The organism is Lonsdalea iberica, from assembly GCF_002111585.1.
GTDB classification, from domain to species: Bacteria; Pseudomonadota; Gammaproteobacteria; order Enterobacterales; family Enterobacteriaceae; genus Lonsdalea; species Lonsdalea iberica.
Map to the genome: position 1 here is coordinate 15,241 of NZ_LUTP01000025.1, position 21,101 is coordinate 36,341.

The window sequence follows — 21,101 nt, forward strand, 5'->3', positions numbered from 1 at the left end:
CGCCGGATCATGTCACCATTCGATTACCTCAAATCGGCTATCAGGCAACAGGGCTGTACACTACAGCAGGTTGCCGACGCCACCGGGATGACAAAAGGCTACCTTAGCCAACTGCTGAACGCTAAAATCAAAAGCCCCAGCGCGCAGAAGCTGGAAGCGCTGCATCGATTCCTGGGGCTGGAATTCCCCTACCACCAAAAAAGTATCGGGGTCGTGTTCGGTAAATTTTACCCACTGCATACCGGCCACATCTATCTCATCCAGCGCGCCTGCAGCCAGGTGGATGAACTGCATGTCATCATGGGTTTCGACGAGGAAAGGGATCGCACCCTCTTCGAACACAGCTCCATGTCGCAGCAGCCGACCGTCAGCGACCGCTTGCGCTGGCTGCTGCAAACCTTCAAATATCAGAAAAATATTCATATTCATGCCTTCAACGAAGAAGGCATGGAACCCTACCCGCACGGCTGGGACGTCTGGAGCCAGGGCATCAAAAAATTCATGGCGGAAAAAGGCATCGAACCCAACTTCGTCTACACCAGCGAAGAGCAGGACGCGCCGCAGTACGCACCGCATCTTGGGATCGACGCCGTGTTGGTCGACCCGAAGCGCTCTTTCATGAATATCAGCGGCTCGCAAATCCGACAGAACCCGTTCCGCTACTGGGAATATATTCCTACGGAAGTGAAACCCTTCTTCGTGCGCACCGTGGCGATTCTAGGGGGCGAGTCCAGTGGAAAATCGACGCTGGTCAATAAGTTGTCCAATATCTTCAACACCACCAGCGCCTGGGAATACGGTCGTGACTACGTGTTTTCACATCTGGGCGGCGACGAGATGGCCTTGCAATACTCCGACTACGACAAAATCGCGCTCGGTCAGGCTCAATATATTGATTTTTCGGTTAAATATGCCAATAAAGTGGCCTTTATCGACACCGACTTCATCACTACGCAGGCGTTTTGTAAAAAATATGAAGGACGCGAGCACCCGTTCGTTCAGGCGCTGATTGAGGAGTACCGCTTCGATCTGGTGATTTTGCTGGAAAACAACACGCCGTGGGTGGCGGACGGTCTAAGAAGTCTGGGTAGCACAGCGGACCGCTCTGAGTTCCAAAATCTCCTGAAGGAGATGCTGGCGCAGAATAACGTCGACTATGTCTATGTCACGGAGTCAGACTATGACAGCCGCTTCCTGCGCTGCGTGGAGCTGGTGCAGAACATGTTGGGACATGACAGTCGCAGCATGAATTAGACTAAGCGCTTCACGCCGGCCACTGCCATGCGCGGGACGGCGTGAGGATTTCCGGGAGCGGGACGTCCCAGTGGGCGGCGGGCACCTGCTCGACCTGCTGACAATCGTGAGCGAGTCCGATGGGATATGGCCCGCGCTCCTGCCAATGTTCTAACGTACGATCGTAGAATCCCCCCCCCATGCCTAATCGTTGTCCCCGGTCGTCAAACGCCACCAGCGGCGTCAACAGGATATCCAGCTGGTGCGTCGGCAATACCTGACGCACGTCCAGTCGCGGCTGTAGGATACCGAGCCGGTTGAGCGTCAGCTCCGTGTCAGGTTCGTAGCGCAGAAACAGCAGCTGACCGGCGCTGAACGGATGCAAAACGGGCAGGTAGACCTGTTTGCCCAGCCGCCAGAGCGCGTCAATTAACGGAGTGGTATCCAGCTCGCCGTCAAATGAGAGATACGCCGCCACATGTCGGCCCTGCTGAATTCGAGGATGATTGATGATGCGTTGCGCCGCCTGTTGAGAGAAACTCGCCTGCTGTTCGGCGCTGAGCGCTCGGCGCCGTTGGCGTATACGCTGGCGGAGAGTCTGACGGTCGAGATCGGCGGAGCGATCGGCAGAAGAATCGGGCGTCTGCATATCGGTTATCAGCCTGTAGGAAAAGGATATTAAGAGGAAGGAATCTCCGAGATGCCGCCGCAGGCTGTAACCCTTGAACCCTTGGTTCAAGGTGAACGTCACGTCGCAGTTTTTAGGCTTCTCGGACGGACCGAGCATGCGCACCAACCACAAGCACAACATTCTGTTGGTTGTAAATATCGGCTCAGGGGACTGGCCCGCTGGCAAACATCTCAGAGAAATTTTATTCGTTACTGCTGTTACCCTAACATGTATAACAGCGTTTTGTTACCCGAAATCCACGGCCTTTTACCAAAATGCGCGCTTATTCAAACTGGGCATCCTGACGGTCGGTAATGCGACCTTGCTCCAACAGCGCCTGTTCGATGGTCTGCTGCAGCATGCGAATCCGTTGTTCCATATTGGAGGCATAGTCACGGGTTTTTGTCCGTTCCTGCGCCAGCTCATGGCACACGTTGAGCGCGGCGATAAAGACCAGTTGCTCTGTGTTTGTGACTCTAGTGCGAACTTTGAGATCTTGCAACCGCTGGTTAAGATCTTCCGCAGCCTGATTCAACGCATCCTGTTGTTCTGGCGGACAATTCACTCTTAACGAACGGCCAAAAATTTGAATATCTACCGGTTGTGCAGACATGCCACCTTCCTGCCCTTGTGTCGTTTCGCGCCCGCGCAGTTTGATTACCTGATGCTGCCCGGCAGCTCGTCCAGGTAAAAAGCGGGCGCTACTATATATACCCCAAATAGAAGATACAAGCCCTTTCTGGTATAGCAACGGAGCTTGGTGTTAGCATAACACGAACTCCCCGCAACGACGATGAATGCGCATGTCTATACAGAACAAACTCCCTGGCTACGAAGCCACTGAACAACTACTGCAACAGCACCAGGTCGCCCTGACGACGGCGGAAATGCACGGCCTGATCAGCGGCATTTTGTGCGGCGGCAATCACGACGACAGCTGGAAAACGCTGGTATCGGAACTGACCAACGATGGCCTGTCTTTCCCACAGGCGCTGGCGCAGCCGCTGCTGGAGATTTATCAGATCACTCGCAATACGCTGGAAGATGAAGGCTTCATGTTTCAGCTGTACCTGCCGGACGACACGCAAGACAACGTGACCGTGTTCGAACGCGCCGACGGTCTGGCCGGCTGGGTCAACCACTTCCTGCTCGGACTGGGGGTGGTGCAGCCGCGTCTGGAAAAGACGCAGGGTGAATTAAAAGAGGCGATTGACGATCTGCGTAACATCGCCCAACTGGGCTATGACGAAGACGAAGACCAGGACCAGCTGGCCCAGTCGCTGGAAGAAGTCGTCGAATATGTACGGGTTGCTGCCATAATGTGTCATAACGAGTTCACGCATCCGGTGGTAACCGCCCCCGAACAAAAGCCGACGCTGCACTAACGTTCGGCTATCCGCCTTAAAGGTCAGCGTCCGACGCTGACAATTCAGGAGCAGGTGATGAATCAACAAGAATATCTCCGTCGACGTCAGTCTCTGCTGGAAAAAATGGCGCCTGCCAGCGCCGCGATTATTTTTGCGGCCCCCGAAGCGCAACGTAATGCCGACAGCGACTACCCCTATCGACAGAGCAGCGATTTCTGGTACTTCACCGGCTTTAATGAGCCGGAAGCCGCGCTGTTGCTGATCAAGAGCGACGAAAATCATCATCACAGCGTCCTGTTCAACCGGGTCCGCGATATCACCGCCGAGATCTGGTTCGGACGCCGTCTGGGACAAGATGCCGCACCCGCCAGGCTGGGCGTGGATCGCGCGTTGCCGTTTGAGGAAATGGGCGAACAGCTGCATCTCTTGCTGAACGGCCTGGACGTGGTTTACCACGCGCAGGGGCAGTACCGTTATGCCGACAAGCTGGTATTCAGCGCGCTCGAAACACTGCGCGAGGGTACCCGTAGAGGCTATTCCGCTCCGTCGACGATCACGGACTGGCGCCCGTGGGTGCACGAAATGCGCCTGATTAAGTCACCGGTCGAAATCGACCTGATGCGACGCGCGGGGGAAATTACCGCGCTGGCTCACACCCGGGCAATGCAAACCTGCCGTCCCGGCCTGTATGAGTACCAGTTGGAAGGGGAGATTCACTACGAATTTACCCGCCACGGCGCTCGCTACCCGTCTTACAATACGATTGTGGGCAGCGGTGAAAACGGCTGCATCCTTCATTACACCGAGAACGAGAGCCAAATGCAGGATGGCGATTTGGTGCTGATCGACGCTGGCTGCGAGTATCAAGGGTATGCCGGCGACATCACTCGAACTTTTCCGGTCAACGGTAAATTCACGGCGCCCCAGCGCGAGATCTACAACATCGTGCTTGCCGCCGAAGAACGTGCCATCGAGCTGTATGGCCCTGGGCGCAGCATCCGTGAAGTGAATGAAGAAGTGGTCCGCATCATGCTACAGGGGCTGTTGGACCTCGGTATTTTGCAGGGCGATATTGACGAACTCTATGCCGCCGAAGCGCATCGCGACTTCTATATGCACGGACTGAGCCACTGGCTGGGGCTGGACGTCCATGACGTCGGCGACTACGGGTCGGGCGATCGCGGTCGCATTCTTGCGCCGGGCATGGTGCTGACGGTCGAACCGGGCCTTTATATCGCCCCAGACGCCGACGTACCGCCTGAATACCGCGGCATCGGCATACGTATTGAAGACGACATCGTTATTACCGCCAGCGGCAACGAGGTGCTGACCTCAGGCGTGGTCAAAGATCCGGACGATATCGAAGCGCTGATGGCCGCCGCGGCGAGCACCGTTTCATGAGTATTTTGATCGTCGGCGGAGGCATGGCCGGCGCAACACTGGCGCTCGCGATCTCCACCCTGTCTCAGGGGAAGATCGCCGTCGATCTCATCGAATCCCGCGACCCGCAGGATCGCCAACATCCCGGATTCGACGCTCGCGCCATTGCTCTGTCGGAAGGCACGCGCCAGCAGTTGGAGGCTATCGGCATCTGGCCTGCTCTGGCGGATACCGCCACGCCGATCACCACCGTCCACGTCAGCGATCGCGGACACGCGGGCTACGTCTATTTGCACGCCCGGGACTACCGCGTCGACGCTTTAGGTTATGTCGTTGAGCTGCACGAAGCAGGCAAACGTCTGTTCTCACTTCTGGAGCACGCGCCGGGCATACGTCTCCACTGCCCGGCGACGGTGGTCAACGTCGAACGCGACGCTGATAGCGCCACGCTGACGCTGGACAACGGCGACGCGTTACGCGGCCAGCTGCTGATCGCCGCCGACGGCTCCCACTCTCAGCTAGCTCGCGCTGCGGGGATCCGCTGGGAAGCACACCCTTACGATCAGGTGGCGGTCATCGCCAACGTCGTGACCTCGGAACCACATCACGGACGCGCCTACGAGCGCTTTACCCCGCATGGCCCATTAGCGCTGTTGCCGATGAGTCAAGGGCGCAGCTCGTTGGTCTGGTGCCACCCGCAGGCGCGGCAGGCCGAAGTGGATAGCTGGAGCGACGACACGTTCCGGCGTCAGCTTCAGCTAGCCTTTAGGTGGCGGCTGGGTGCTATTACGCACGTCGGCGAGCGCCACAGCTATCCGCTCGCGCTGCGAACCGCAGAGCGCCACATTAGCCACCGAGTCGCGCTGGTCGGCAACGCGGCACAGACGCTCCATCCTATCGCCGGCCAGGGTTTCAACCTTGGGCTACGCGATGTAATGACACTGGCGGAAACGCTGGTCGACGCCGTGTCTCGCGGAGCAGATCCCGGCAGCTATTCGGTGCTTGATCGCTACGAGCAACGGCGTCAACCGGATCGCGAAACGACCGTCGCGATCACCGACGGACTCGTGCGGATCTTCGCCAACGCGTATATCTCACTGGAAGTGGCGCGTAATCTGGGTTTAATGGCCATGAACAGTTTGCCCGTGCTGCGGGATAGTCTGGCCCGCAGAACGCTGGGCTGGGTGGAACGATAGCCGTCGCCGACGGCAACAACAGGAATTCACGCTTTATGCAATCATTCGACGTGGTAATTGCCGGCGGAGGCATGGTCGGTCTGGCGCTCGCCTGCGGGCTGCAAGGCAGCGGGTTGAGTATCGCCGTACTGGAAAAACAGCCGCTCAATGCGCCCTCCTCCCGGCTGGAGCAGGCACCACGGGTTTCCGCGATCAACGCCGCCAGCGAACAGCTGTTGCGAAAACTCGGCGTGTGGCCAACCATCGCGGCCCAGCACATCAGCCCCTATAACGAGATGTACGTGTGGGATCGGGATAGTTTTGGCAGCATCGGCTTCAACGGCGAAGAAACCGGTTTTTCCCATCTTGGCCACATCATCGAGAACGACGTGATCCAACAGTCGCTGTGGCAACATGCGGAACGCGCGCGCGACGTGACCCTCATCGCCCCCGCCGCGTTGAAACAGGTGGCGTGGGGTGAAAACGAGGCCTTTATCACGCTCGAAGACGGCAGCATGCTGACCGCACGGTTGTTGGTGGGCGCGGATGGTGCGCACTCGTGGCTGCGGCAGCATGCCGATATTCCGCTGACCTTCTGGGATTACGGCCATCATGCGCTGGTCGCCAATATTCGCACCCAGCGCCCGCATGAGTCCGTGGCGCGGCAGGTATTTCACGGCGACGGCATGCTGGCGTTCTTGCCGCTCAGCGATCCGCATCTCTGCTCCATCGTCTGGTCTCTGCCGCCGGAACGCGCGCAGACCCTGCTAGAAGCCCCCGCGGCGACGTTCAATTCGCAGCTGGCCGCCGAGTTTGATATGCGATTGGGATTGTGCGAACTGGAGAGCGAGCGCCAGAGTTTCCCGCTGATGGCCCGCTACGCCCGCAGCTTTGCCGCGCACCGTCTGGTGTTGATGGGCGATGCGGCGCACACTATTCATCCGCTGGCGGGTCAGGGCGTGAATCTGGGCTTTATGGATGTAGCCGAGCTGATGTCCGAGCTAAAACGCTTGCAGGCTCAAGGCAAAGACATCGGCCAGTATCTCTATTTGCGCCGTTACGAGCGTCGTCGCAAACACAGCGCCGCGATGATGCTCGCCAGCATGCAGGGCTTCCGCGATCTGTTCGCCGGTTCGCATCCGGCCAAAAAACTGCTGCGCGATATGGGGCTAAAGCTGGCAGATACCCTACCTGGCATCAAACCGACGCTGGTGCGCCAGGCAATGGGGTTCCACGACATGCCCGAATGGCTGGAGGAACAACGCTAATCCGCCGCTCATCATCAGGAGCGTCTTCGACGCTCCTGATTGCTTTCCCCTCGCTTCATTGACTCCCCGCTCCGCACATCCATCAATACATGCGATCGTCCGCACATTTCTGCGATCCCCCTTCAACGGGCAGATAACAGCGTAACGCGTTATTGAAGATAACCTGGCGGAGATAAACCCAAAATAACAATACCGCACAATAAAGCGGCAAATCATTTCCGACATGATGTTAAAAGCGATCTCACTTATTTCTCATTGGCGAAATAATATAAAAAGGCTATTTACATGATATTACTAACTTAAAATATTCGGCTATAAAATATTCGTGGTTATATTTCTCAGGTGCTGCATTACGCTAACCCTATTGCGCTCTTCCATTAGCATTTCCGCTACACTATCAAGGCGTCACGGCAAGCAGATCCTGTCGACACCTTTCATAGGTAGGTATATGATTGCAACCACATATAATCACAGTTCTTCAGTTTCTGCCGGATATTACCAGCGGGGAGATCTGCCGTTTTTGTTTCCTGTTTTTTGCACCGTTATTGAGGAGAAAATAACATGCTGCAAGCGCGTACCGTTAAAGAAAAAGTATTATTGGCCATATTGGTCGGTATTATTGCGGGCATTATTTGTGCCATTACAAAATTCGGTTGGGAAATTCCTTTTCCACCCAGAACGCCCGCACGCGATCTCACTAACCCGCCACAAGAATTGCTGCAACAGCTGGGTATGTCGTTCCAGCTTTCTCACATTAGCTACATGTTCAACGGCAACCCGCGTCCGATCATGAGCTTCATTATGCACTTCGGTTTTTCAATCACCTTCACCGTGCTGTACTGCATCGCTGCCGAATTCTGCAACAAAATCAAACTGTGGCAGGGCGCATTCTATGGCCTGGTGCTGTGGGCGGTTTTCCACGTAGTTCTGCTGCCGCTATTCGGTACGGTTCCCGCGCCGTGGGATCAGCCGTTTGCTGAACACTTCTCCGAACTATTTGGTCACATGTTCTGCTTCTGGGTGGCCGAGCTTGCCCGCCGCGACCTGCGCAACCGTATGACTCACTTGCCAGACGCCGGCGAGACGCGCTAATTCGCCGTTAAACGCCCGTACGATTCTGCCGCCGCCTGTTCTGGGTAGCGGCATTTTTTTTTCCTCCTCCCTTTCAACGTGATCCTTTCAATCTTCATTAACTGCGTTGATGCTGCCACTCTTTTATCGTCGACGACCACTAGCCTCGGACGGCTTGACTCACGAAGCGCGGCCGCAGCAGCAAGTTCGATCTCGCTGACGTCCAAACTCATTGAAAAAAATTGACGTTAATTTACATAAATAAGGGCAGGAGACTGCGTGACGGCCTCCATCCATCCCATTAGCGCCGAAACATCGCGTGCAGAAACGCTCCATTTTGTCGATTTCCGCCGTTCGGACACGAATTATCCGCCATGATGCATTCTGATTTTCATCATATTTTTTATTTAATTTTTATTACACACATAACCCAACTTACTATCAGGGTATTTTCCGCATGCTATTAAACTGGAAAAAACGCGAGATATGGCTATAGCTATATTAATAGCGAATACATTTTCCCTCATGGGGAAAAATGGAACTCATCCTCTAACCTTAAAAAGATAGAGAAATTTTAAAAAATAATTGAGGTATCAGGATTCGCAGACTTAATGGGGGAGCACACCTCAACAAGGTTGAGGACTAAAACAAATAAAATCAATACATTGAAATAAAACAAATCCATAAAAAACGGCCATTACCCCCAACACCGGCGCTTACAGGCCTTGTCCGTACACAGCAATCGAATAATGACAATATCATTCAGCTTAATTAAGTAAATTAATAGCCAACGACTTGGGCACAACGATACGTCATGTTATCGCCGTTAAGGTAATTAATCTGATTTATGTTCTTTCGACTGGTGAATAATTCTTTTTTTCTTACAATCACAACGAGTTATTTATTTTCATCCGTGCCATCCCCAGAGTTCAGACGATATCCATAATCAGTCATTCAACCTATATTTTTTATTTTTAGATCGCGTATCACTAGGGAAAGAGAAAGCGTGTCCACAAGCTCAACTGATATTCAATTTTTTTCACAGGAGAGATTTATTTTGACGACTTTGAAACCCTTGCTCGCCAAAAATCGCAGTTGGGCGCTGCAACGCCGCCAACGGCACCCGCACTACTTCAAGCAGCATGTCTCGGTCCAGAAGCCACACTCGCTGTGGATCGGCTGTTCAGACAGCCGCGTTCCCGCCGAAGTGCTGACGGGCTCCAGCCCCGGAGAGCTGTTTGTTCATCGCAATATTGCCAACATGGTGAGTCATGAAGACGACAACTTCATGAGCGTGCTGCAATATGCTTTGGAGTACCTTCGCGTTTCACGCATCGTGCTGTGCGGCCACTACTGCTGCGGCGGCGTGCAGGCAGCCATCGAACTGCCGACGATGGCGCTGGATCAAGAGAACTCGGCGCTGTCTAGACGGATCACGTCGCTGCGTTCAACGCTACTCCCCCATCTGTCCGATCATCAGCGTCAGGAAAGCGAGGAAACGCCGGATGAACAAAGAAACCGTTTGGTCGAAGCCAACGTTCGTGAACAGTTTACCCGGCTGGTCCATGCCCCTCCGGTTATCAAAGCCTGGGAGGACGGTATGGAACTGAGCGTGTTCGGCTGCGTCTACGACCTCCATAACGGTCACCTGAAGGAGTTGATTCATCAGAGCAACGGGGAGGGCGCCGCATGAATCTCTCAACGCTCCGTCAAGATATACCCGCGGGTATTGTCGTCTTTCTCGTCGCGCTGCCGCTCTGTCTAGGGATTGCGCAAGCCAGCGGGCTGTCTCCGTTTGTCGGCTTGGTCACCGGCGTCATCGGCGGTCTGGTGGTGACGCTGCTAAGCCCGTCGCGCTATGCCGTCAGCGGCCCGGCCGCGGGGCTGGTTACGATCGTCTCTGGGGCCATCGAATCGCTGGGCTCCTTTGCTGCTCTGCTGTTCGCCATCATGCTGTCGGGCGTATTGCAATACCTGATGGGCATGGCCCGTGTCGGTCGTTTCATTTCGGTGGTGCCCGGCAGCGTGATCCGCGGCATGTTGGCCGCCATCGGTCTCCTGTTGATCATGCAGCAGATCCCGCTGGCGCTGGGGTTAGCCGATCCAAAGCAGATCGGTTCGCTATGGCGCGATCTCGGCTCGCTGCCGTCTTTCAGCGCACCTTTCGTCGCTATCTCAGGGCTACTGCTGCTTTGGTGCTGGGACCATCCCGCCATCAAACAACATAAAATCTTGAGCTGGTTTCCTGGACCGCTGGTTGCCGTTCTCTTTGGCGGCCTATGCGCGCTTTTCGGAGATCGCATCATCCCCGATTTCGCCGCCACGCTGCCGCGCATTCAGCTACCGGAATTTGATAACCTCGGCCAGTTAGCTGCAGAAGTCATCCGTCCCGACTGGCAGGTTTGGAGCAATCCCTCGGTGTATATCGTCGCCGTCACGCTGGCGCTAGTCGCCAGTCTCGAAACGCTGCTCAGTCAGGAGGCCCTGAAGAAAATCAAGCCGCAGACACCGCCGCCCTCGCCGGATAAAGAGCTACGCGCTCAGGGCATCGGGAACCTGCTGAGCGGATTTGTTGGCGGCCTTCCCATCACAGCCGTGATCGTGCGTAGCTCCGTCAACGTGAACGCCGGCGGTCGCAGTAAAATTTCCATTCTGCTGCACGCCGTCTTGCTGTTGCTAAGCGTACGTTACATGAGTCAGCTGCTGAACATTATTCCTCTGGCCAGCCTGGCGGCGGTATTGCTGTATACCGGATACAAGCTGGCGGCACCCGCTCTGTTCGTCTCGCAGTGGAAAAATGGCTGGCAGCAGTTTGCCCCGTTCATCATCACCATCACCGGTATTATCGTATTCGGTATGCTGGCGGGGATCGGGTTGGGGATAGCGTCTCAGCTCGCCATCAGCAGCTATAAGAGCCATCGCAATGCGCTGCAACTCACGCGCTACGGCAACCATTTCGTGCTGCGCTTCCAGAAGAACCTGACGTTCGTACACAATCCGCATCTTCAGTCGTTGCTCAACAAGATCCCTGCGCACAGCGTGGTCATCGTCGAGCATGACAATGCGGACTACATTGATGCGGATGTCAAAAACATGCTGCTAGAGTTTCGGGAAGAGGCGACGCAACGCGGCATTCGTCTGGCGCAGTGGCCGCTGTGACGCGATGAAGTGTCATGTCGTACCACTTCTTCTGCCCAAGGCATCATCTTAAAATCCGGGCCGTTCCGACGGCCCGGTCTCCGCCCCTTTCAACCGCTTCCTCACCGCCGTTTCAAACCCCATTTCCGAGCTAAATAGAAAAAACAATAAGTCCGCAAATTATTCCTAAACAAATTGACAACAAGCGGGGAAAAAATAGATTAAGGTTTACTTTATATCGACCACATCATTATATTGGGGCGTCATAGGCTCTGGCCTTATTTATCATTATGCTTCGGCACGGATTCCCCCTACGAGTGTTTTAATAAAAATTTTTTAATTTAAAAAACAGTCGTACTATTATTCAGGATGACGTAATACATGAATCCTATCCCACTTTTTTTTGTTTATTTAGTCTTTATTGCAGATGGCCTGATGGTGTTTTTGATCCCCATACTGGTCTACGCGGAAACCCAAAGTCTAACCTATTCGGGGCTCGCCTACGCATTGTGGTGGTTGCCCCGGATCGTACTGACCCCATTACTGGGCGCGGGCATCGACCGCTGGGGTGTGAGAACGCTTTCCATCGCCTCAGATTCGGTCAAGGCGCTGTCTTGCTTGCTGTTATGTCTGGTGCTGCACTTTACGCGAGAACCGCTGGTCCTGTCCCTCTGCGCTGGCCTGTTCGGCACCGTCGTATCTGCGGGGAATGCGCAAACAACACTGGCCTTTGAGAAACTGATCGCCACCTTCAGTCAGGACGTGAATAAAGACGCCAATCTGCTGACCCGAGCGGATTTAACCGGTTTTATTGTGGGACCGTTGCTAGGCATCCTATTTTACGACTCGGGCTACATGACGATTTTATTTATTGCGGCAACCGGTTATTTAATCAATGCCTATTATTTTCTGACGACTCAGCATCCCACTCTCGCCACAAAATCCACCTATTTTACCCCACCAAATTTAATTCCTTTATGGGACCTATTAAGAAGCCCGCTTATTATTTTTATGATACTTCTGGCGGCGGGTAATAATTTCTTTGCTGGATTAATTGCCTCGAGCGGTCCGGCCATTATCGAAACAAAAATGGCGTTGCCCATCGAATATTTCGGGCTGCTTCAGATTTTTGCCGGGGCCGCTGGCTTGGTCACGACATTCATTTATGGCGCGGGGAGACAACGTTTCGGGAAAAAGGCGCAGCTGGCGTTCGGTGTTCTTATCATCACGCTGTCGTCGCTTGCGCTGTCCCGTACGATGGACAGGCTAATACCGTTCCTGATCTTTTATTCCCTGTGCATTGCAGGAAAAGTTTTCACTGATAACATCATGCGAACGCTGCGTATCAATCTGATCCCTTCCCGCCAACTGGCCTGCACCTCTTCGCTGATCGTGATGCTGAACCAGTCTATCCTGCCGTTCATGTGGCTGTTTCTGTTTCTCGCCGAACATTATCACCTGCCTATTCAGCGATTTATATATACCGCCGTGGCAATCTCTCTGTTATCGGGGTTGGGGATTGTGCTGGGAATGCGTAAGATACAGCAACAAGCGCACCTCTCGTCATCACAGACCGAATAACGCCACAGGTTTATCGTGACGAGAGTATGGACCTCATCCAGATAGACATAGCAAGGAGCTGCCATGTTACGGAAAACGATGCTTCTCACCCTCGTATTTTGTTGCAACGCCATCGCCGCGGGAACACCGCCGGTCGCCGATCTCATCAATCAACGCCTCAGCTACATGAAGGACGTCGCCGCCGATAAGATGGCGCATCAGCGACCGATTGAAGATTCAAACCAAGAACACAGCGTCCTTGAAATCAGCCTCCGTCAGGCGGAACAATCGGGTCTGGACTGCGCCTCTACCGCCCCTTTCGTACAGGCGCAGATGGACGCGGCCAAAGCGGTGCAGTATCGCTATCGCGCGGACTGGCTCTCTTCTCCCGAGTTGAACTATCAACCGTTACCGTTGGAGACGGTGCGCGCCCATATTGCAGATATCAACGTGCAGCTGCTGCAACAGATAGCCACTATTTTGCAGCAGGATGGCAACCTGCATCGGCTGTCCTATGCTCAGTTCGCACAGTCTCTCACGGATAAAAAGCTGAGCGTCGGCGATAAAAAACGTCTCTACACCACCCTGCAACAAATTCACCTGCATCACTGATCGGTCAGGCGCGCGGCAACCCATCGGCGCGCCATTCCCCCTATTTTCGTCACTCCGTCACGCCGCGATTCACTCGACGCATAGCGAAAACGAGAACCGCACAGCCAACGGGACCGCCCGCTGATATCCCCCAGAAAGAAAAACAGCGCCCCCGCAGAAGAAAATGGGGCGGGAAACCGCTTTGCCATTTCTCTATGGGGGCGCTGCTTCATGCGCTGACGATATGCCGTCTGCGCGTTCTATAAACTCGGCAAGATCAGACGAGGACGTCCGATTGTCGCCGCCCGCCGGGACGACGTTGACCTCGGTCAAAGGCCGCCCGGCAGGCTCCGGCGGTCGCTCGGATCAGACCGCTTTTTTCACGTTATCCTGATTCTGCGCACGCAGGAACGGCAGCAGGAACAGCGCGGACAGGCAGGCCGCGATGGAGATCACGACGAAGAAACCCGCCCAGTGCCATTTTTCCACTACCTGCGCAATCGGATAACCGGACAGCGCCGCGCCCAGATAGGCGAACAGGCCGACAAAACCGGTCGCCGCGCCGGCAGCATCTTTATGAGAGCACTCAGCCGCCGCCATACCGATCAACATCTGCGGGCCAAAGATAAAGAAGCCGATGGCGAAGAAGCAGCCAGCCTGCAGCACATAGCTGATGCCCGGCATCAACCACAGCGCGGCCACGGACAGGAAGATGCCGATGGCGAAGATCAGGTTCATCGGCCCCCGGTTGCCGCGGAACAGTTTGTCGGAACCCCAACCCGCCACCAGTGAACCGATAAATCCGCCCACTTCAAACAGCGACAGCGCCGAGTTCGCCGTCATCAGGGAATAGCCCTTTTCCTGCGTCAGGTAAAGGTTGCCCCAGTCGTTCAACGCCGTACGGACGATGTACACCAGCACATAGGACACCGCCAGCATCCAGATGTACTTGTTGGTTAGCACGTAGCGCTTGATGATCTGACGGTTGGTGAGGCCCTGGCCTTCACACTCCTGCACCAGCTCCATTTCGTCATTACGCCATTTACCGACGCTGGGCAAGCCCATCGTGTTCGGCTTGTCGCGCAGCCGCCAGCACAGCAGCAGACCCAGAGCAATCCCGATGATGCCGGGAATAATCATGCCGTAACGCCAGTTGAAGTGCAGGGAAATAAAGCCGACCAACAGCGGGATCAGCGCCCCGCCAAAGTTATGTGAGGTGTTCCAGATAGCCCACCAGCTACCGCGCTCAGAGCGAGAGTACCAACTGGTGAGAATTTTAGAGCACGGCGGCCATCCCCAGCCCTGGAAGAAGGCGTTGACCATCCACAACGCGCCGAACACCAGCAGCGACGAGCTGAGTCCGAATACGATGTTGATAATGCCGGTCATAATCAGACCAAGCCCCATGAAGTAGCGCGGATTGGAGCGATCGCTGATCATGCCGGAGATAAATTTCGAGCAGCCATAGGTGACGTAGAACAGCGTGCCCAAGATACCGACGTCCGACATACTCAGACCGAGATCCGCCACCATGGCCGGCATGATGAAGGTAAAGCTCTTGCGGGTGAAATAGAAAGCGGCGTAGCCGACATACATGACCCACATCAATTGAATGCGCCAATATTTATAGGCGGCATCGATCTGGGCGCTGTCCTGCACCTGAGGGGCGTCAGGACGGCTTTTCAAAATGAACCACATGAAAACCTCGTTATACTGCTGTAGCGTTAGTGGCGCTTATGGTGCCTCGCGCGCGCCCGATCCGACCAAGCCAATGGCGCATGGAAACTAAGATTTTTTCCTAGTTTTGGTTTTTTTTTCCGAAAATTGCGGGCAGGATCACAACCAGGCGCGTTCCACCTTCATTACGCAAAGCGCATTCGCCGCCGATGGCGCGTACGCGATCCTGAATTCCGCGCAGCCCGTAGCCCGGTTTAACGCTCTCCTCATCCACGCCCCGTCCGTTGTCCTGAATGCTGACGCAGTACTGCCCGGCCGCATTTAGCCGACCGCTAACGTCGATATGCGACGCCTCAGCATGACGGCACGCGTTGGTCACGCCTTCCTGACACAGCCGATAGAGAATGATCTTCAGCGTATCGTCCAGATGCGCATCCGGAATTTGCCAGTCCAGCGAGGTCGTTATCCCCTGATCGGGCGGCACCAAATCGCGCAGCAACGCCGCCAGCGCCCCCGACAGGGGAAGCGCACTTAGCGCGGCGGGCCACAACTGTGCCAGCAGATCATGAATACCGTCGTACACCCGCAGGGCATAGGACTCGATCGCCGATGCGCTGGAGAGCACCCGAGGCTCCTGGGTCAATTTGCTGATGATGCCTGAGTGAGTCCGGATCACGGTGATGGTCTGCCCAACTTCGTCATGCAGCTCGCGGGCAATCTTGCGCCGGGTGTCCTCTTCCGCCGTTACCAGCGAACGGGCCAACCTTCGGTTCTCCTCCAACCGGAGCGCCAACTGATGATTCAGATGGCGCTGACGTTCGATACCCGCCCCCAGCAGCATCCCGGTCAGGCTTTGCGCCAGCAGCGACAACAGCAGGTCGCGATGGGGCCCCATGCCTTGGGGTTCGGATGCAATCAGCACCACGCCGTTAAGCAATGTCGCCAGCAGCGCGCCCTGCCAGCCATAGCGGTAGGACATGAAAACAATGGGGATCGCCAAACAAAACGGCGCAAAGCGCCGCAGTTCGACGTCGTCCGCCTGACGCTGTAGCCAGACGCTAAAGGCGAACAGCACCAGGTATCCGCCCAGATGATGTAACCGCATATTCAACGGCTGGTGAATCAACCCCGGCTCCAGCGGCGCCCAGCGCTGCCGGGACAAATATTGCCAGATTAACAGACAGGTCGGCGCGACCGTCAGTCCACCGCTCAGCCCCAGCAGCAGCGGTTGTACGGGGGCGACGCCCGTGACCAGCGACCAGATCACCGCCTGCAGCGACGCCGCCAGTACGACGACGGCCCCCTGCTGCAAAGGCCACTGCCACTCGGCCTCGCTTTGCAGGGATCGCTGCAGCCACCCGGCCGTCAGGTGCAATAGCCCGAGACTCGCCGGCAGAGCACACAATAGCGCCCCTAGTTCGGCGCTTGCGCCGAACTGCTGATAAAGCATCCACAGCATGACGGCTTCCGCGCACAAGATCCCGCTCCAGCAACGACGCGGCGTTTGCAACAGCACACCGACCCGCAGCCCGAACGGAAACAACATCACGGCCTCGAGCGGATTGGCGACCAGCGCGGTGCCGATCCCCCACAGGCAAAACCAGGCGGCGGCATACAGGAAGAAAATAGATATGGCGAAAACGACGCGCTGCATCAGCACCCCAGCATGCGGTGCGCCAGCTCGACGTTATTGCTCACGCCCAGTTTGGCGAACAGATTGGCGCGATGAACATGTACCGTTTTCGGAGAGAGTCCCAGCTGCGACGCGACCTCGCGCACGTCGTGCCCCTGCGCCAGTAGCATGGCGACTTCGCCTTCGCGCCGCGTCAGCGGATCGACCTGCGAACGCGTCAGCTGACGAGCGATCTCCGGCATCAGATAGACACCGCCCTGACCCACCGTGCGCACCGCCGTCACCAGATCTTCCGGATGACAGCGCTTGGACAGGAATCCGCGCGCGCCACGCTCCAGGGCCAGTTCTACCATGGCCGGGTTATCGTGCATCGACAACATGATCACCGCCAGCCCGTAGGGCAGATCGGCCAACAGATCCAGCCCGCTTTCGTCGGGCATGGAGATATCGCAAATACAGATGTGCGCTTGTAGCCCCGGCAATCCTTTGCGCGCTTCGGCGGCCGAGCTGAACTCGCCCACGACGTCGATATCCTCTTCCAGCGCCAGCAGCTGCACAAATCCTGAACGCACGATGTAGTGGTCATCAATGAAGACAACACGGTAAGTCATATCAGGCTCCGGGGAATGAACGGCAAGGCGGGGATTATACATAATGCCCGGCGCAGGCCACAGCCCCCGCTCGCCTTAACGTCTGGGCGCCGTCACCCGCTCTCAAGCCTATCCCCTGGCCTGAAAAATATGCTGTCGATGGTAGGCCATTTGCGCCATGTCCGGCGGAAACTCGCTGGGGAGGCGGAGCGGGCGCCCCTCATACTGCGCGAAGTAGATCTCGCTGACCGGGCTTTTCAGCTTTTTGATTCTGGGTGAAAGCTGTAGCTCTAATGCCTCGTTAAAGGTGATCAGCCCGGTATCGAAGGCTTTGTCGTGCAGATTGGACAGGCACAGGCCGTTGCTGGGATTCAACCGGTGCTCCTCCGCCGTTTTCCACGGCCGAATATGGCTGGCGACCAGCAGCATCGGTTCGTCCAGACCGGTGATGCAACAGCGTTCGCCGTAGGCGCCCAGTACGCGCTTGCGAAACAGCTGTTGGCCAATACGCGTTTTCACCGGCGTCCAACGTTCCCCGCCCTGGAAATCCTCCGCCGCTTCCTGCGCTTGCGGCGTCACCGCCGGCAATGCAATGCGTGCCATCGCCTGCTCACACTGCTGTTCGAAGCGCGCCGGATCGGCGTTCATTTCCTGCCACATCGCCCGGTCTGCGTTGGACGCGCCGCGCAGGCCGATACGCCCGGAGGCGATAATAAACGGATCGAGACTCGCCAGATTAACCAGCTTCATCGCCAACGCGGAAGGGGTGCGATTCAGCAGTGTGGCATAGTGGATGATGTCAGGATTGCGCGAATGCAGCTTGCCGAACGGCAATTGACTATACAGTGTGAAGGCGACCAGCAGTTGGTCTCGGGTCCAGGGTCGGGCAGCAGCCATCGGCGTTCCGTCGGGTCATGAAGTTATCAAGTTACGCGTAACGCCAACTATGCCAGGTCAAACGAAAAAAAGCATGCGTCGCCGCGCTGGATCATCATCGTGCGCTGCGTTAACGTCATGTCAGCCCTTTAGCCGTTGACCCGAGATAACATGCCGAATCTGCACCGTTTTTCATTTCACTCCCCGCTGCACGCGTTGGGCCTGCTCGCCGTACTGGCGCTGGCCGGCTGCGCCGATAAAGTCGCCCAACCCCCTGCGCCGCGCCCGGCGGATATTCGCGCGCAACTGCTGACGCTGATGCCTGCCAACGTGAGCGATCGACAAGGCTGGGCGGAAGATATCGCCGCCGCCTTCACCGCGCAGCAGCTCGACCCCAGTCCGGAAAACCTCTGTTCCGTCCTCGCCGTCACCGAGCAGGAGTCGACATTCAAAGCCGACCCGCAGGTGCCCGGTTTACCAAAAATCGCCTGGCAGGAGATTAACCGCCGCGCCGAACCGCTGCATATTCCGGCGTTTCTGGTACGTACGGCGTTGTCGATCACCTCGCCTAACGGCAAAACCTATAGCGAGCGGTTAGATAAAGTACGCAGCGAAAAAGAGCTGAGCGCGATCTTTGACGACTTCATCGAGATGGTGCCGATGGGACAGCAGCTGTTCGGCCGCCTGAACCCAGTGCGCACCGGCGGTCCGATGCAGGTCAGCATCGCGTTCGCCGAAGCCCACGCCAAAGGCTACCCCTATCCCATCGACGGCACCGTGCGTCGGGAAGTCTTCAGCCGTCGCGGCGGCATGTACTTCGGCATCATGCATCTGCTGGGCTATCCGGCCAGCTATACGCAGTCGATTTACCGCTTCGCCGACTTTAACGCGGGCTGGTACGCCAGCCGCAACGCGGCGTTTCAACAGACTGTCAGTCGCCTGAGCGGCATTTCTCTGGCGCGGGACGGCGATCTGATCAACTACGGTTCAAACCAGGCGGGGGCAACCGAACTCGCGGTGCGCTCCCTTGGGAAGCGGCTGAAACTGAGCGAGAGCGCGATCCGTCGGGATCTGGAGAAAGGCGATACCGCCGCCTTCGAAAAAACCGACTTGTATCAACACGTCTACACGCTGGCGGACCGCTCGGCGGGCGGAAAAGCGCCACGCGAGATGCTGCCGGGAATTTCGTTGGAAAGCCCCAAAATCACCCGTAAGCTGACCACGGCGTGGTTCGCCAAACGGGTGGATGAGCGACGCCAACAGTGTCTGCGCCGGGTGAAATGAGTCGGTAAACAGTGAAAGTAGCCTGAGCCAAGAGACGGCATCACGCCATCGCCATTCGGTCATCCAACCCGGCGATAGGCGCATCGGGGTGAGCGGCGCGGAAACTCAGCCAGCGCTCAAGAAACGGCATCGCCGCCCACCTTCGACGGCCTCCACCTACGCTCAGGCTGACGCAACGTCGGCGTGTTGGCGGGGAGAGTTATCGGCTATCCCGCTCGCTGGCCATGCCTTTGCCGGAGGACCAGTGCAACGCCAGCTTCTGCGCCGCTTTCACCTCATCCGGCTGCATGCCCTCTTCAAGCGCGTTACGGGCATTGATGGCGTTCACCATACCTTCGGTGGCCGCCAGCGAGAACCAGGCGTAAGCATGAATGCGGTTGCGCGGCACGCCCAGCCCTTCCTGGCGCATCGTGCCCATACGGTACTGGGCCATGCGATTATTGGCGGAAGATGCCTGACGATACTGTTTAACGGCCTCGGCGTAGTCCTCCTTGCCGCCCAGCCCCAAACGCAGCATCTCGCCATAGGCGAGCTGCGCCATAACGTCTCCCTGCGCGGCCGCTTTACCGAACTCGATCCGGGCATTAACCCGATCACCCGTTTGCTGATAATAAAGGCCGAGCTCGTACTGCGCTTTGAGCAAACCTTTCGCCGAGGCGGTCTGCCAGTACGCCACCTTCAGGTCTGCGCTCTGTGACAGAAGGCCGAGCTGGTAGTTGGCTTCCGCCGAACCGCCCGCCGCCGCCTTTTTCAGCAACGCCTCGCCTTGGGGTTTATCAAGCGGGAGTTTGTCGCCGGTCAAATACGCCATTCCCAGCCACAGCTGCGCCTGCGGTTCGCCGCCCAGCGATGCCTTGCGGTACCATTCAAGCGACTCCGGGCCTTGCGTGTGTTGCGCCATCCAATACTGCGCCTGCGGCTGGCCTGCCAGCGCCGCTTTGTAGTACCCGCGCTCAGCCATGTCGCTACGCTGCGTAACGCCCTGGCCTTTTTCATAACGCAGCGCCAGCTGATACTGCGCATCCCGGTTGCCCTGTTCGGCCGAGCGTTCAAACCAGCGAATCGCCTCTTTGGCGGAGTCCGCATGCGCCGCGTACCACTCCGCCATCGCTAGCTGAGCGCCCGCATGACGTTTCCCGGCGGCCGCTTCAAACGCGTCCATGCACTCCGGCGCCAGCGTGTTTTGATGACGGAATTTGCACTGCATCCCCAGACGATAGTTGGCCTCACTATTGCCGAAATACGCCGACTTCTGCCACCAGCGTTCGGCCAACGGCATGTTTTTAGGTTCGCCCAGCCCTTCCTGATACCAGTCGGCGACCTGTAGCGCCGCGGTGCCGCGCACGTCGCTGCTCGCACTCAGTCGCCCCCCTTGCTCCGCCGCCTTCTGCATCCAGCGCATCGCGGCCGGATAGTCCGGCTTGGCAGCCAGTCGTCTCGCCAGCTGATATTGCGCCGTCCCGTTGCCCTCGGAAGCGACGCGCGTCAGGTCTTGCTCGGACAGCGACGACACCGGGGTGCCGCACGCCGTAAGACACCCTGCCGTCAGAAGTAGAACCGCTGTTTTACGCATCATCATTTCGTTTTT

The 21,101-nt window shown here is 56.8% G+C and carries 18 protein-coding genes and 1 other RNA gene; 11 read left to right on the forward strand and 8 right to left on the reverse strand.

The window, feature by feature from the left end; genetic code table 11:
- Window positions 1–9 precede the first annotated feature (9 nt).
- Entirely contained in the window at window positions 10–1,254 is a 1,245-nt protein-coding gene (gene nadR, locus AU511_RS10965; protein ID WP_094101303.1) for a multifunctional transcriptional regulator/nicotinamide-nucleotide adenylyltransferase/ribosylnicotinamide kinase NadR, read from the forward strand.
- Window positions 1,255–1,264: 10 nt separating this feature from the next.
- Here nadR and AU511_RS10970 read toward each other — a convergent pair whose 3' ends face one another.
- The 3 genes from AU511_RS10970 to zapA form a co-directional block, all read right to left on the reverse strand.
- Window positions 1,265–1,882, reverse strand: coding sequence for a 5-formyltetrahydrofolate cyclo-ligase (locus AU511_RS10970; RefSeq protein WP_094109666.1), 618 nt, complete (start codon window positions 1,880–1,882; stop codon window positions 1,265–1,267).
- A gap of 39 nt (window positions 1,883–1,921) precedes the next feature.
- A non-coding RNA gene (ssrS, locus tag AU511_RS10975) (6S RNA) lies at window positions 1,922–2,104 on the reverse strand.
- 82 nt (window positions 2,105–2,186) lie between these two features.
- Complete coding sequence (zapA, locus tag AU511_RS10980; protein ID WP_026739504.1) at window positions 2,187–2,516, reverse strand: cell division protein ZapA; 330 nt, start codon at window positions 2,514–2,516, stop codon at window positions 2,187–2,189.
- 190 nt (window positions 2,517–2,706) lie between these two features.
- Here zapA and AU511_RS10985 point away from each other — a divergent pair, with 190 nt between their 5' ends.
- The 9 genes from AU511_RS10985 to AU511_RS11030 all read left to right on the forward strand — a co-directional run bounded on the left by AU511_RS10985 (window position 2,707) and on the right by AU511_RS11030 (window position 13,474).
- Window positions 2,707–3,288: a YecA/YgfB family protein gene (locus tag AU511_RS10985; RefSeq protein ID WP_094109667.1), complete on the forward strand. Its 582-nt coding sequence runs from the start codon at window positions 2,707–2,709 to the stop codon at window positions 3,286–3,288.
- Between the two features lie 57 nt (window positions 3,289–3,345).
- Complete coding sequence (pepP, locus tag AU511_RS10990) at window positions 3,346–4,671, forward strand: Xaa-Pro aminopeptidase (protein WP_094109668.1); 1,326 nt, start codon at window positions 3,346–3,348, stop codon at window positions 4,669–4,671.
- Complete coding sequence (gene ubiH, locus AU511_RS10995) at window positions 4,668–5,846, forward strand: 2-octaprenyl-6-methoxyphenyl hydroxylase (protein ID WP_094109669.1); 1,179 nt, start codon at window positions 4,668–4,670, stop codon at window positions 5,844–5,846. The genes pepP and ubiH overlap by 4 nt, the downstream gene beginning before the upstream one ends.
- 35 nt (window positions 5,847–5,881) lie before the next feature.
- Entirely contained in the window at window positions 5,882–7,093 is a 1,212-nt protein-coding gene (gene ubiI / locus AU511_RS11000; protein WP_094109670.1) for an FAD-dependent 2-octaprenylphenol hydroxylase, read from the forward strand.
- A 564-nt stretch (window positions 7,094–7,657) separates the two neighbouring features.
- On the forward strand, window positions 7,658–8,185 hold the full coding sequence (locus AU511_RS11005; protein WP_094109685.1) for a DUF1440 domain-containing protein: 528 nt from the start codon (window positions 7,658–7,660) through the stop codon (window positions 8,183–8,185).
- Between the two features lie 1,036 nt (window positions 8,186–9,221).
- Entirely contained in the window at window positions 9,222–9,857 is a 636-nt protein-coding gene (locus AU511_RS11015) for a carbonic anhydrase (RefSeq protein WP_051616503.1), read from the forward strand.
- On the forward strand, window positions 9,854–11,323 hold the full coding sequence (locus AU511_RS11020; protein WP_094109672.1) for a SulP family inorganic anion transporter: 1,470 nt from the start codon (window positions 9,854–9,856) through the stop codon (window positions 11,321–11,323). Before AU511_RS11015 ends, AU511_RS11020 begins: the two co-directional genes overlap by 4 nt.
- Before the next feature lie 414 nt (window positions 11,324–11,737).
- Window positions 11,738–12,883, forward strand: a complete 1,146-nt coding sequence (locus AU511_RS11025) for an MFS transporter (RefSeq protein WP_240503812.1) — start codon at window positions 11,738–11,740, stop codon at window positions 12,881–12,883.
- A gap of 63 nt (window positions 12,884–12,946) precedes the next feature.
- On the forward strand, window positions 12,947–13,474 hold the full coding sequence (locus AU511_RS11030) for a chorismate mutase (protein ID WP_094109674.1): 528 nt from the start codon (window positions 12,947–12,949) through the stop codon (window positions 13,472–13,474).
- Window positions 13,475–13,819: 345 nt separating this feature from the next.
- On the opposite strand, the gene uhpC is transcribed toward AU511_RS11030, so the two are convergent.
- The 4 genes from uhpC to AU511_RS11050 form a co-directional block, all read right to left on the reverse strand.
- Entirely contained in the window at window positions 13,820–15,151 is a 1,332-nt protein-coding gene (gene uhpC, locus AU511_RS11035) for an MFS transporter (protein ID WP_094109675.1), read from the reverse strand.
- A gap of 100 nt (window positions 15,152–15,251) precedes the next feature.
- Window positions 15,252–16,784, reverse strand: coding sequence for a signal transduction histidine-protein kinase/phosphatase UhpB (gene uhpB / locus AU511_RS11040; RefSeq protein WP_094109676.1), 1,533 nt, complete (start codon window positions 16,782–16,784; stop codon window positions 15,252–15,254).
- Entirely contained in the window at window positions 16,784–17,374 is a 591-nt protein-coding gene (uhpA, locus tag AU511_RS11045; RefSeq protein WP_094101315.1) for a response regulator transcription factor UhpA, read from the reverse strand. The genes uhpB and uhpA overlap by 1 nt, the downstream gene beginning before the upstream one ends.
- A 108-nt stretch (window positions 17,375–17,482) precedes the next feature.
- Window positions 17,483–18,250 (reverse strand): HNH endonuclease, encoded by a 768-nt coding sequence (locus AU511_RS11050; protein WP_094109677.1) that lies wholly within the window; start codon window positions 18,248–18,250, stop codon window positions 17,483–17,485.
- A 150-nt stretch (window positions 18,251–18,400) separates the two neighbouring features.
- Between AU511_RS11050 and AU511_RS11055 the strand changes: the two genes are divergently transcribed.
- Complete coding sequence (locus AU511_RS11055) at window positions 18,401–19,513, forward strand: DUF1615 domain-containing protein (RefSeq protein ID WP_094109678.1); 1,113 nt, start codon at window positions 18,401–18,403, stop codon at window positions 19,511–19,513.
- 199 nt (window positions 19,514–19,712) lie between these two features.
- Here the strand turns inward: AU511_RS11055 and AU511_RS11060 are convergent, their stop codons facing one another.
- Window positions 19,713–21,086: a tetratricopeptide repeat protein gene (locus AU511_RS11060; RefSeq protein ID WP_240503813.1), complete on the reverse strand. Its 1,374-nt coding sequence runs from the start codon at window positions 21,084–21,086 to the stop codon at window positions 19,713–19,715.
- Window positions 21,087–21,101: the final 15 nt, after the last annotated feature.

What these genes read in the sequence shown, in the direction of transcription:
- uhpC (WP_094109675.1), bottom strand. Translation starts at nt 15,151, where the DNA reads ATGTGGTTCATTTTGAAAAGCCGTCCTGACGCCCCTCAGGTGCAGGAC.
- AU511_RS11055 (WP_094109678.1), top strand. Translation starts at nt 18,401, where the DNA reads ATGCCGAATCTGCACCGTTTTTCATTTCACTCCCCGCTGCACGCGTTG.
- AU511_RS10985 (WP_094109667.1), top strand. Translation starts at nt 2,707, where the DNA reads ATGTCTATACAGAACAAACTCCCTGGCTACGAAGCCACTGAACAACTA.
- uhpA (WP_094101315.1), bottom strand. Translation starts at nt 17,374, where the DNA reads ATGACTTACCGTGTTGTCTTCATTGATGACCACTACATCGTGCGTTCA.
- ubiI (WP_094109670.1), top strand. Translation starts at nt 5,882, where the DNA reads ATGCAATCATTCGACGTGGTAATTGCCGGCGGAGGCATGGTCGGTCTG.
- ubiH (WP_094109669.1), top strand. Translation starts at nt 4,668, where the DNA reads ATGAGTATTTTGATCGTCGGCGGAGGCATGGCCGGCGCAACACTGGCG.
- AU511_RS10970 (WP_094109666.1), bottom strand. Translation starts at nt 1,882, where the DNA reads ATGCAGACGCCCGATTCTTCTGCCGATCGCTCCGCCGATCTCGACCGT.
- zapA (WP_026739504.1), bottom strand. Translation starts at nt 2,516, where the DNA reads ATGTCTGCACAACCGGTAGATATTCAAATTTTTGGCCGTTCGTTAAGA.
- AU511_RS11060 (WP_240503813.1), bottom strand. Translation starts at nt 21,086, where the DNA reads ATGCGTAAAACAGCGGTTCTACTTCTGACGGCAGGGTGTCTTACGGCG.
- nadR (WP_094101303.1), top strand. Translation starts at nt 10, where the DNA reads ATGTCACCATTCGATTACCTCAAATCGGCTATCAGGCAACAGGGCTGT.
- AU511_RS11025 (WP_240503812.1), top strand. Translation starts at nt 11,738, where the DNA reads ATGGTGTTTTTGATCCCCATACTGGTCTACGCGGAAACCCAAAGTCTA.
- pepP (WP_094109668.1), top strand. Translation starts at nt 3,346, where the DNA reads ATGAATCAACAAGAATATCTCCGTCGACGTCAGTCTCTGCTGGAAAAA.
- AU511_RS11050 (WP_094109677.1), bottom strand. Translation starts at nt 18,250, where the DNA reads ATGGCTGCTGCCCGACCCTGGACCCGAGACCAACTGCTGGTCGCCTTC.
- uhpB (WP_094109676.1), bottom strand. Translation starts at nt 16,784, where the DNA reads ATGCAGCGCGTCGTTTTCGCCATATCTATTTTCTTCCTGTATGCCGCC.
- AU511_RS11020 (WP_094109672.1), top strand. Translation starts at nt 9,854, where the DNA reads ATGAATCTCTCAACGCTCCGTCAAGATATACCCGCGGGTATTGTCGTC.
- AU511_RS11030 (WP_094109674.1), top strand. Translation starts at nt 12,947, where the DNA reads ATGTTACGGAAAACGATGCTTCTCACCCTCGTATTTTGTTGCAACGCC.